We start from the raw sequence: 11,744 nt of genomic DNA, 5'->3' as shown, positions 1-11,744 counted from the left end.
GCAATTACGACTGTAGTACTAGGCTGACAGTATTAAAGCTGACAGCTTGGGTGTATCGGAATCATACCGTCGGCGTCGCCAAGATTGGGAAATGCAATACAAACAAGCGGAATGGAAAGTTAACTCCATTGATCAGCAAATTAATGTGCAAAATCTGCAATTGACGGCTGCCACCAAACGGTTGGCGCAGGTTGAAGCAGAACAACAGAAATCACTGGGTTTATTGGATTACTTCTCCAGCCGATTTACCAATGAAAGTTTGTACACATGGATGATAAGCCAACTATCGAACCTATATCTGCAAGTCTATGACGCTGTTTCATCGCTGTGCCTTTCCGCAGAAGCCTCATTGCAGTACGAAATGGGTTCAGAACAGACCATTATTGAAGGCAATAGCTGGAATGATCACTATCAGGGGTTGATGTCTGGTGAAACCTTGAAACTGGCTTTGCAAAGAATGGAACGTGCCTATGTTGAACAAAATTCACGCTTGCAAGAAATCACCAAAACCATTTCCCTGAAAGAACTGAAAAAAGAGTTGTGGATCAAGGATTTGGAAACACTAAAACAACACTCAGCGATAACTTTTAATCTGCAAGAAGCCGATTTTATCAAGGATTATCATAATATTTCCCTATCTAATGGCATGAATGACAGCGGCATGTTCACACTGAATTTTGATGATGAACGCTTTTTGCCATTTGAAGGTGCTGGCGTCGAATCAAGCTGGACATTCGCGTTTACCAATCAAACACAAAATATCGACAGCCTGACTGATGTCATTCTGCATGTCAGATACACAGCCAAAGTAGGTTCTTCTGCATTTGGTAATGCCGTCCAGAAACTGCTGACAGAACAAAAGGTGATGGACTCATAACTGCAAGGTTTGGCTTGTTACGGGTGATTTCATGATAAACCAGCCTCCTGAAGGGGGGGGGCTGAACAAGAAAAAATGATTGGAGTTTCTCAATGGTTAACAAATACACTTACATATCATCAAATGCAATGTCCGATATCAGTGATGTTATTGGTGATCCGTTAACCGCTTGGAATCAGCAGGAAGGCGGACGAGTTTATAATGTTATTTTTGATGGCAACGTTTATACCAACACATACTGGGTTGAACGTTGGCATGTTCCCGGCCAATCCGGCAAAGAAAGCTCACCGCACAATGCCTGGAAATATGTCCGAGCAGCAACGGCAGACGAAATCAAACAGCATGGCAATCCAACGGATGGCACAATACTGCCAACACAAAATATTCCGTTCCCCATTCTGCAATCTGATGCACCCACGGAAAATAGCTATAAACTCGTGGGATACAAACCAGACGGCTCAGGCGCACACCTTTCCTATACCGCCACTCGTGTCTGTAAGCCCATGTATAACCAATATGAACGTGACTCAACGAAACCTAAACTTTCTGCCTATATCACAGATTGGTGCCAATACGATGTCCGTCTAGATGAAGAAAATGCGGATCCCGAAAAGTGGGGCAGGGGATTCGCTTTATCGACTATTGATCCAACAATTTACGACAAGTTGATTTTCAGCTTTTTGGGCATTTATGGGGATATTGGCGTCAAAAAAGCTAAAGTAAACGAAGTTTGGGATGGCTGGAATTCTCAAACTGACCAGAAAATTAGTGAAGGCCATATCGTACCGCTGGATCCTTACGGCGATTTAGGTACTTCCCGTATTTCATTTCACAGGATACTCCGTGCACGGTGAAGCAAAAAGGAGAATACGTCAGCAAGCATCAATTGGGAGGGATCTTTTCTTGGTCTGGTGATCAGGATTGTGGGCTATTGGCTAATGCTGCCAGAGAAGGAATGGGATATATTGCCAAATCTAATCATGAAACCATTGATATGGGGCCGCCGTACAATCCCGGTAAATCCTACTATTTGAAATCGCTTACTGAATTAAAATCCTCCCGTTAGACACAATAGATTAGATACCATAGGCTTTCAGTTGTAGAAAGAAAGACACTTGCCTGACGAGTGTTTTTTTGCCTAATCTTCGGTTGATTGAAAGATGAAGGGAATAAGTGAGTTTACATCGTGCTCAAACATGCCTGTTGATTTATCATGACAGCGATATGGAATGTGTTTTTTGCAGTGATTTGAATTTCCCGCGTTACACCGTAAAACCAATGAAGGAGAACAATGATGCATAAAATTGATTATAACTCGTATCGCTCAATCAAGAGTTTTAACCGACGTTCCCGTTTTTTAGTTATGCACTACACTGCCTTGAATTTTGAAAAATCCATTCAGGCATTGACAGGCGATCTCGTCAGCGCTCATTACTTAGTCCCAGATCCAGATGATCCGACTTATCAAGCCGCGGGATTTGATGAAATTCACATATTCAATCTGGTGGATGAACTTGAAAGAGCTTGGCATGCTGGTGTGAGCAGTTGGGCGGGACGAGAGGGATTAAATGATTCATCCATTGGTATTGAGATTGTGAATGAGGCTAGTGATTATTATGGCGTTCTCACTTTTCCCCCTTATCACCCTGATCAAATTGAAGCGGTTAAAGCATTAGCTATTAATATCTTACAACGTTATCCAGATATTAAGCCGACCCATGTTGTGGGGCATTCAGATATTGCTTGGCAAAGAAAAACAGATCCAGGCCCATCATTCCCGTGGAAAGAGTTATATGATGCAGGCGTTGGGGCATGGTATGATGAAGAGACTAAGCAAAAATATATCAAACAATTTGGTCATGGCTTACCTGATACCGTTGAGATTTTAGCGAAGTTCAAACGTTATGGTTATGATGTTTCTGGCGCGGAAGAAGACGAGTACTTTCATTCTTTAATCAAGGCATTTCAAATGCATTTTCGTCCATCATACTATAGTAGTATGCCAGATATAGAAACGATTGCCATTTTATATGCTTTAGTTGAAAAATACTTTGATAATGAATAATGATTTCTCATGAAATATATCTAATCACTTCCGAGTTGCGGTACAGATAATAAATCCGCAACTTGAGAAGTGAATGAGATATATTGAAAATATTAATCTTTCTATTTTCACTACGGAAATAGTTTAATTTGATACTATTAACGGAGAGTCACTCAGTGATAACTGTTTGGGGGCGAAAAACTTCATTCAATATTCAGGCATTGATGTGGTGTATTGGTGAATTAGGGCTTTCTTTTACTCGCTACGATATTGGGCATAAATATGGCGGTAATAACACACCTGAATTTTTGTCCATGAATCCGAATGGAACAGTACCGGTTTTCAAGGATGGTGATAGTGCCCCGATTTGGGAAACAGGGGCATTTTACGCTATCGTGCTAATCGATATGATAAATCGCTTTTTTGGCCGGAACATCTTGAAGTTCGTACATATATAGATCAATGGACTGAATGGTCGAAAATAAATATTGCACTTAACTTTACTGCTCCCATATTCTGGTGGGTAGTTCGTACTGCACCACAACATCAAAATCAGGATGAAATAAACAGATTGGATAATATGTTAAATATTGATGAGGTACAACTTGAGCAACATAATTTTATTGCTGTTGACCATTTTACCCTCGCAGATATACAGTTTGGTCATATACTTTATCGATATTTTGATATAAACATTAATCGTCCATGCCATGATTTATTATCAAGAGTTGAGTGCTATCTGAAAATAGACTTTATCTTCCAAGTTGCAGTTTTTTTGGTTGCAACTTGAAATTTATCCCATAGAAAGGAAAACTAATGATGTAATGTTGCATTATTAGCTTAGATATGATGAAAGTATATTTAATTATTATCTACCGATAAATTTCAATTTTTATAATAAGTAAGTTGCTAGTACAAATGCTCAATTTATTTATTATTTTGAATGATAATTATGCCTGTATTTATAATAATAATCTATCTAAAGCTAAAATGTCATCTAATTACACTTTATGTTATTTTTATTTTAGGATATATCCTAAAATTAAAAATTAAAAATTAAAAATTAAAAATTAAAAATTAAATTCCTCTTGTTTTAATTACTTGATAAATAAGTGATTTTATTCTTTGTGCGTATTTGTGAATATATATTTTCAGATAATTGATTAACCTTTTAAAATGACCTGTTTTACGTATAGTACATTGAATTATAAAGATAAATATCTTTGTGGGTGTAATTTTATGTTTTTTATTTATGGTTGAATTATTAATATGAGTCTTGTATATTCCGCAAGCTTTTCCTTTAAGAGCGAATACATCAAGCGTAAATGACAGAGAATATTGACTTATGAAAAAAACATTACTGACAGTGGCTATTGCTGCGGGGTTATCTATACTTACTTTTAGTGCTAATGCCAGCAATAGTAGTAAAAGAACTATTTCTCTGGGATATGCTCAGAGCAATGCATCACTAAATGATAGTGATAAAATCGTTTTTAACTCTATGGAGCTGGATACAAAACAGCATGGATTAAATCTGAAATATCGCTATGAATTTAATGAGCATTTTGGTGTTATCGGTTCATTAACTTATACTCAATATGTACATGAATATAATTACCCTAACTCATCCGTAAAATTTAGCTGGAAAAATACATCTCTGATGGTGGGTCCAGCATACCGTTTTAACGATTATATTAGTGCATATGGACTGATTGGTATGACTCATAGTAAAGCGGGTTTTTCTGACACGGAAGATAAAGATATTACGAAAAAGACTTCATTGTCTTACGGCGCGGGTTTACAATTTAATCCTACCTCAAGTTGGGCTATTGATGCCTCATATTCATATGCGAAATTTAAAGAAGCTAATCTTGGAACTTGGGTATTGGGTGTTGGCTATCGTTTCTAAACTATAGTTTATCTATACTCGTTACTTTTCTTTAGTTAACGCTCCCATTTTTAAAACGATTTAACTATTGACGATCATTTTATGGAATGATCATTTTGGCCTGAACTCTTAGTGTGATAGGGTTCGGGCTTTTTAAAATATAAAATTTATATGAAAATATATTCTGCATCATTTATATGAATGAGTGTCATTGTTGATAATAAGAGAAAGAAGCTATTATTGTGAAATCACAGGCATGAAAGGATACCTGTGATTATGTATTCAATTATGGTTTATGCAGAGATTACACGCGTATGATTTATACAGTGGGCTACAATTTTGTAAAGGAAAACGAAATATAAAAGACCAAATGTAATAAAAGAGAGAATAGCCCAAATGATAATGTAACCAATCATATCGATTAAGTTAATATCACAATTTAACTTGCCGATAGTTTGTCCACTATCTCGGTCTATGACATGTGTTTTACTAATGATAAAACGAGTCATATAGTAAGGAAACACAAAGGCGCCTAGCCCCAGCGTAAGGAATATAATCAGGAACCAGATGATGAGATGTAAAATAATCTCAAGTACCCCTAATTCTGATTTTAACTTTAGACCACGAAAGTCCATTGAATTCATATACTTCTCCAGATATTTAGATAAATGCTGAACGCTAGTAGCTATAGAAATGGTAATTACGACACTTATAAGACAGATTATTTGGAATAGTAGTTCAATGAAAATTGAGAGTGAATAACGAGTTATATCCAATAGATCTCTTTGCAATACGACGGCAATGGAGTGAATTCCTAACTACGTAACTAGGGAGTGAACACAGCCAAAAAGCGGCGGTTTGAAAGATGAAGGGTAGAGTTGAACAAGTATTCACATTAGATTGACCATAGGTGATAAAAAAGCCAGTTCGTTTTTGAACTGGCTTATCTCTGTGCTGGCACAATGCTTACATAAAGCGGGTTGCTGACAGCCGGATAACAACGCAATGTACATTTGAGAGGAAAGATTTTACAGATTTCATGATGATTCCTTTGAGAGTTATAAATTGTGATTTACTTCACGAAAATCTAAATTCTGATGAGGATTTTATGCTCAAAACAAAAAGAGTCAAGGTATTTATTAAATTAAATTTTAAAAATTAAAAAAAATTTGCAAATTAAATTATGTTATTGAAATATAATTAGATACTTGTTTGGGTTTTTAACCGAGATTCTGTTGTTTAGGTGCGACTATAACTTCACTGATTTTTTATTTGACTATACTTTAACCTCAGACTGTTTTTTGAACAAATTTTAACCTGATATTCAATTTAACAGCGGAGAGAATGAGTGGAAATCAGTGAAAATGGTATTTATAAGCTCAAGAGCTATGAAGGCTTGAGATTGAAAGCATACCCTGACCCAGCCACTGGAGCGGCACCGTGGACAATTGGGTATGGTCATACAAAGGGAGTGAAACCTGGGCAAGTGATTACCGCGCAACAGGCAGAGGTATTTTTGCATCAAGATCTTATCCCTATTTATGGCGCCATTCAGCGATTAGTTAAGGTATCTCTAACGCAAGGGCAGTTTGATGCCTTATGTTCGTTTATTTTCAATCTGGGAATCGGTAATTTTGCCCATTCAACGTTGTTGAAAAAATTGAACGCAGGTGATTACCAAGGTGCAGCAGGGGAGTTTTTGAAATGGGATCGTGCGGATGGACGCGTGTTATCGGATTTATTCATCCGAAGAAAATCAGAGCAGCAAATGTTCTTATCATAAATAGATTTAAATTTGGTGGTGCTACTCACTATCAATGAGTTGTATGGGAATATTCTTAGGCTATTAGAGATGTTCAATAAAAAATGAGTTTAATTAAACCTCATTAATAGCCTTATTGAATAAATGTATAATACGAAAAATAATTTATTAAGTGATAACTAAACTATAAAATAAATAACTAAACTTCTGATACTCCATGTTGTAATACAACACGGTAACCATCAATATCCTCGAATGTTTTTCCGCTTTTATCCCAATAAGGGTTATAAGAAGGAACGAGAGTAAACCCGGCTTCTTGCATTGATTTTATTTGTTCCTGCCATTCAAGTTCATCTTCGATATAAAATACTAATAAATTATCTTTTGTTGGAGCCTTACCGACATGTGTATTTTGATGATGAGTAAATTCGAGATGCCAGGAGTGATTGGAATGTCCTAGCATAATACCATCAAAACTATCGTGGTTTTTGAATTCACCTAGTACGGTAAAATCTAAACCTTTACAATACATGTCTACAATTTTAGTAAGGTTATCTGTTGGTCTGGCAATTCTAATGATAGTTGATTTTTTCATGTTTTTTAATGTGTAGGGTTGAATTAGGAAACCAATATTACCTGAAATCATTTTAATTTTTTTAGAGAAAAGTGCTGGTGAATGGCCAGCACTTTAGTGCACCTACTATTATTTAATATCTACATCAATAACTTGATAAAAGGCATTGTTGGTGTCTGAAATTGTCCATACACCGAGAATGACGTGATATCCTGAACGTTCTGGTACATCACATTTTAGAGTGACATTTTGGGCCGGTTGTTTTCCATTATCAAAACGTTCACAGAAGGGTTTTAGATCAAATTGTGCACGGGTGAGTGGCTTATTTGGATTCCAATCAGATTTAGTAATAAAGAATTGCCACGAAGCGGTGCTATGCCGAGCGGTTAACGTCCATGTAAAATCATTAGTGCCTTTATTGACATTGACATGATGCCAGCGATCCGCGCTTTGTTCATTGAGTTGATTGAAATGACCCACACCACCACTGGCAATGCTTCCATCAGGCGGCCCTCCTTGTGGAAAACCTTTGGGGCCTTCAACAGATTGTGGTTCATACATGATAAGTCCACAGTTTTTGTTGACGTGTTTAGAGCATAAAAGTGCCCTGCTTGGTGGTGAATCGATATATCCATGGCGAGAGGTGGGTTCTGCAACACTAGAGAATGGGATTGCACCAAAAGCTGTCAATCCCACCAAAAGTAATGACTTTTTAATGTTCATGATGAATTTCCTATTTTTTCCGTACTTGACTGTAAAATAAGTGACTTTACTTTTTGTAATTGTATTAATGGGCATATATGATATTTGATTAGCTTTTCATGGAAATGCATAGGGATATTTATAACAAAATTAGTTAATTATAAATACTCAATTTATGATAGGGGTATGCCAGAAAGATAATTTTGAGAGAAGTGATTGTTGTTGGCTTTAATGTCATTTCTCGGATAGGAGATATCCTATTTTGGATGTTGTTTAAAAAACAAAAATTCCTCCCTAGTGTAGGGAGGGGAAGAGCGAAATAAGAAGCAAATGAGTGTGTGCTCAACAAGTAGGATATTCGAGTACACATAATTAAAGTAGACCCAAATAGTAGAATATGCAATAAACTAACCTTAAACAAAGGTTGAGGGTAAGACGTTTCTGGGTGGGAAGCCTGGATGCATAGACTATGTGATAAGCTATGTGAAAAAGATAGTGAGATTTTAATCATATGAAAATCAATTTTTTATATTTTAGCTTTCAATTTTTTTGATCGGTTCTTCTCAATTTAATGATAAACCATTGGGCTAGTATTTTTGTTGAATGCTACAATGTAAGGCAGAAATATGATCCAAGTAGGTGAAGATAAATATTGGACTAAATCCGCGCTCGTTGAACAGATCCGAAAGATAGGCATAAAACACGGTGATGTTGTCATGGCCCATGTTTCTATGCGTTCTGTCGGTAATTGTTTGAATGGTACTGATGATCTCATTCAGGCTCTTTTAACTGTTGTAGGCGTTAAAGGGGCATTGCTGTGTTATACTAATTGGGATCAAAATTACGAAGATAGTATGGATGAGAATGGTTGTGTGCCATTTGAGTTAAAACCTGAAATTATGCCGTATGATCGATTATTTTCACGTGCAAGCAGGGATCATGGTGTATTCGCTGAATGTATTAGGACAACTAAGGGGGCTGTCCGAAGTAAAAATCCTGGTGCATCAGTAGTGGCCATTGGAAATAATGCAGAGTATTTCATAGAAAATCATTCATTGAATTATGGGTATGGTAATAACTCACCATTTGCAAAATTCGTAGCCAGTAGAGGAAAAATTCTTATGATTGGCGCGCCATATGAAACCATGAGTCTTTTACATCATGCTGAACACTTGGCAAATATTCCAAATAAGAATATTCGTAAAATGGAGATCCCTCTATTGCAAAATGACCAAGTAGAATGGGTTAAATTAGAAGAGTTTGACACTGTAGATCCTGTCTGTGAACAATTTGATGAAAGCTATTTTAAAGATATTGTTGAACAATTTTGTCATTCGCGTTCGGGGGCGATTAACGGTGTAATTGGTTCTGCTAATACATTACTTGTTCCTGCTAAAGAGATGCTGGATTATGCCATCCATTGGATGGAGAATTACCACAAGTAATTATAAATAATAATTATTAGCAAATAAGATTAATTATCAAAATTAATTTGTTGTTATGGCATTAATTTCGTTGGTTATCTTTAGTGTATCTCATCATCGAAGAACAACAATGGACTCGAATTAATCTACCTCGATGACAAGGTGAAACAGGACGGCACTATTACCCTTGCTTCTGTGTTATTTGATCAAACCTTTAATTTGTCTCTATCTTCTTTAATCATGCCCATATAAGCTGTTAATTATCGTTTATTCCTCACTACGGTGTGCGGGATGGGGAACCGGACGACTTAATGCAGGAGATCAGCGCCTGCCCCCACAACTAGCAGCAAGCTTTGAATTTACAACCCAGTTGATATCTATCACTGCGGATAATCAGATTTTATAATATACAACTAGATTTTAAGGCGTATTAATCTCTATGTAATGGTATTCGATTGAAGATCGATCTCAGTCACCTGAGTTTTGAGTAACTACTGGAACTGAGAAAAAAGCGGGAAAAGTAGCCCTATTTAACTTATGTTGAGTATGAATCCAGTTCATAAGACTATACGTTTTTATCTAATTGTTTTTCATTAGTGTTCCCCGTAAGTACGGGGATAAACTGGTACTGAATCGTTACCAAAACATCGGAGACCATTTTGTTTGAGTCAGGCGACCCATGCCAGACCCGTTAGACTTGCATAATTAGTGTGCCACAACAGTTTGATTATTTTAAAAATCGTGGGAATATTCTAGATATAGCTAAAAATATGAAGTTGAGAGGAATCTGTTATGCCTATATGGGTAGATGCTGATGCATGTCCTAAGGTTATAAAAGAAGTATTATATCGTGCAGCTGAACGTGAAAAAGTACGGATTACATTCGTGGCAAATCAACGATTAAGTGTACCTGCATCCGCTTTTTTACGGACATTACAAGTCCCTGCTGGGTTTGATGTCGCTGACAATGAAATTGTTTGTCGCTCAGAAATCGGTGATTTAGTGATTACAGCAGATATTCCTCTTGCTGCTGAAGTGATTGAAAAAGGTGCAATAGCACTCAATCCGCGCGGTGAACGTTATAGTGAAGCAACAATACGTGAACGCCTGGCTATGCGTGATTTTATGGATACGATGCGAGCGAGCGGGATCCAAACGGGAGGGCCTCCTACGTTAAACCAACGTGATCGCCAGCGGTTCGCAAATGAACTAGATAAATGGTTATTGCAACAAAAAAGTATCTTGAAAGGAAATATGACAATTCTATGAACAAAAAACACGATTGTTATTAAAAAGATTACAGTTTCGGCCTCTTATATTTATAATGGTCATCAATAAATTGGGCCATTATTTTTGTTTGCGGTCGAGCTCTGCCAGAGCGAAAATTTAATACTTTATGTGGATAATTAATTATCCACATTGCAAGTAAAACTGCTTGAGCTGAATATCACAGTTTCACACAGGAGTCCGTGAGTCAACAATGATAATGCGTATGTGGAATCACTGTCCCAGATGCTGAAATTTGCGCAGTTATTTAGTTAAATTAATTGATTGTTTCAATATTTATATTGACGTGGTTTTGGAACATTATTGTCAATGGCAACACTAATATAGTTCTCTGGATAAAGAATGTTAGCAAATGCATTGAATGATGTTTTTTCGTCAAAAAAGAATGAGGATTTTCTGGTTTGACAGCGCTTATCGGCGAAAATGATTAGGGTATAGCAAGGAGGAATCGGATGACCGTTTTCAGGCGAAAGGAAATTACCAGCCAGCGGGTAATTATGCATTGAAAGGAGAAAGTTATACGAAAGGAGAATCAGACGGCAAATATTAGCCGCGTGGTAATTATCAGCCATCAGGTAACTACCAACATGCAGGGAATTATGCGGTTAGAGGGGAGTGTTATACCAGAGGGGAATTTGATAGCCGATATTTACAGCATGATGCAGGTACACGTAGAACCCAAGAAATAGTCGTTTGGAATGGTTGTTTACAAGACCGTGGTGATATGGTTTGTATAACAGATATTTCTGGTTGTGTGGTTTACATTAGATTTAATGATTACTCTTATATGCCATTATTAGTTCCAGCCGAACGTAGACGATTTGTCACACAATGGATAGGTGGCATGTGGGGAGATATAGAATTTATTCCACCTAAAACGCTCAGATGGTACGATGGTGCTGAAATAATGTATCAAGTAGTATTGTCAAAATAGTAAAACACGCTGGAGATATAGTTTACGACCACCCAAATAAGTGGTCGTAATTTTTTATATCTTATCTCATTCTACCTGTGAAAATGGCAAAACGGATTCATCTGCTGTTAACACTCTGTCATTATTTCTTTCTTTGTTAAGGATTGATGGCTCAATGTCGGGTCATGTATTAAATGGTTAGTTACTGTGATATGCTTCCGGCTTTTTAAGGATGAAGCATGGTCAAAGTTGACGTCTATTGCCGTTATTGCC

The 11,744-nt window shown here is 36.9% G+C and carries 13 protein-coding genes; 9 read left to right on the top strand and 4 right to left on the bottom strand.

Annotated features, from left to right (window positions below; translation table 11 throughout):
• Positions 1-91: 91 nt before the first annotated feature.
• The 6 genes from H8A87_RS19225 to H8A87_RS19205 all read left to right on the top strand — a co-directional run bounded on the left by H8A87_RS19225 (position 92) and on the right by H8A87_RS19205 (position 4,830).
• The gene (locus H8A87_RS19225) at positions 92-877 is read left to right on the top strand and encodes a Tc toxin subunit A-related protein (RefSeq protein WP_232370375.1); all 786 of its coding nucleotides are present in this window, start codon (positions 92-94) and stop codon (positions 875-877) included.
• A gap of 92 nt (positions 878-969) precedes the next feature.
• A complete protein-coding gene (locus tag H8A87_RS19220; protein WP_232370374.1) occupies positions 970-1,731 on the top strand; it encodes a hypothetical protein in 762 nt (253 codons plus the stop codon).
• A complete protein-coding gene (locus tag H8A87_RS20100) occupies positions 1,728-1,943 on the top strand; it encodes a hypothetical protein (protein ID WP_408646950.1) in 216 nt (71 codons plus the stop codon). Before H8A87_RS19220 ends, H8A87_RS20100 begins: the two co-directional genes overlap by 4 nt.
• Before the next feature lie 228 nt (positions 1,944-2,171).
• Positions 2,172-2,942, top strand: a complete 771-nt coding sequence (locus H8A87_RS19215; protein WP_198691487.1) for an N-acetylmuramoyl-L-alanine amidase — start codon at positions 2,172-2,174, stop codon at positions 2,940-2,942.
• A gap of 155 nt (positions 2,943-3,097) precedes the next feature.
• Positions 3,098-3,379 (top strand): glutathione S-transferase N-terminal domain-containing protein, encoded by a 282-nt coding sequence (locus H8A87_RS20095; RefSeq protein ID WP_332460404.1) that lies wholly within the window; start codon positions 3,098-3,100, stop codon positions 3,377-3,379.
• A gap of 887 nt (positions 3,380-4,266) precedes the next feature.
• Positions 4,267-4,830 (top strand): Ail/Lom family outer membrane beta-barrel protein, encoded by a 564-nt coding sequence (locus H8A87_RS19205; RefSeq protein ID WP_198691485.1) that lies wholly within the window; start codon positions 4,267-4,269, stop codon positions 4,828-4,830.
• 272 nt (positions 4,831-5,102) lie between these two features.
• Here the strand turns inward: H8A87_RS19205 and H8A87_RS19200 are convergent, their stop codons facing one another.
• The gene (locus H8A87_RS19200) at positions 5,103-5,453 is read right to left on the bottom strand and encodes a DUF6693 family protein (protein WP_198691484.1); all 351 of its coding nucleotides are present in this window, start codon (positions 5,451-5,453) and stop codon (positions 5,103-5,105) included.
• A 704-nt stretch (positions 5,454-6,157) separates the two neighbouring features.
• Between H8A87_RS19200 and H8A87_RS19195 the strand changes: the two genes are divergently transcribed.
• Complete coding sequence (locus H8A87_RS19195) at positions 6,158-6,592, top strand: lysozyme (protein WP_198691483.1); 435 nt, start codon at positions 6,158-6,160, stop codon at positions 6,590-6,592.
• 178 nt (positions 6,593-6,770) lie between these two features.
• Here H8A87_RS19195 and H8A87_RS19190 read toward each other — a convergent pair whose 3' ends face one another.
• Together H8A87_RS19190 and H8A87_RS19185 are read right to left on the bottom strand one after the other, a co-directional pair.
• Positions 6,771-7,166 (bottom strand): VOC family protein, encoded by a 396-nt coding sequence (locus H8A87_RS19190; protein WP_198691486.1) that lies wholly within the window; start codon positions 7,164-7,166, stop codon positions 6,771-6,773.
• Between the two features lie 108 nt (positions 7,167-7,274).
• On the bottom strand, positions 7,275-7,868 hold the full coding sequence (locus tag H8A87_RS19185; RefSeq protein ID WP_198691482.1) for a lytic polysaccharide monooxygenase: 594 nt from the start codon (positions 7,866-7,868) through the stop codon (positions 7,275-7,277).
• Positions 7,869-8,473: 605 nt separating this feature from the next.
• On the opposite strand from H8A87_RS19185, the gene aac(3) reads away from it, so the two are divergent.
• Together aac(3) and H8A87_RS19175 are read left to right on the top strand one after the other, a co-directional pair.
• Entirely contained in the window at positions 8,474-9,292 is an 819-nt protein-coding gene (gene aac(3) / locus H8A87_RS19180) for an aminoglycoside 3-N-acetyltransferase (RefSeq protein WP_198691481.1), read from the top strand.
• A gap of 771 nt (positions 9,293-10,063) precedes the next feature.
• Positions 10,064-10,540: a YaiI/YqxD family protein gene (locus tag H8A87_RS19175; RefSeq protein WP_198691480.1), complete on the top strand. Its 477-nt coding sequence runs from the start codon at positions 10,064-10,066 to the stop codon at positions 10,538-10,540.
• Positions 10,541-10,827: 287 nt separating this feature from the next.
• On the opposite strand, the gene H8A87_RS19170 is transcribed toward H8A87_RS19175, so the two are convergent.
• Positions 10,828-11,130: a hypothetical protein gene (locus tag H8A87_RS19170; RefSeq protein ID WP_198691479.1), complete on the bottom strand. Its 303-nt coding sequence runs from the start codon at positions 11,128-11,130 to the stop codon at positions 10,828-10,830.
• Positions 11,131-11,744: the final 614 nt, after the last annotated feature.

Source organism: Xenorhabdus lircayensis, assembly GCF_016306625.1.
GTDB classification, from domain to species: Bacteria; Pseudomonadota; Gammaproteobacteria; order Enterobacterales; family Enterobacteriaceae; genus Xenorhabdus; species Xenorhabdus lircayensis.
Note: the sequence above shows the minus strand (reverse complement) of the source record. Positions and strands in the feature narration are given on the sequence as shown.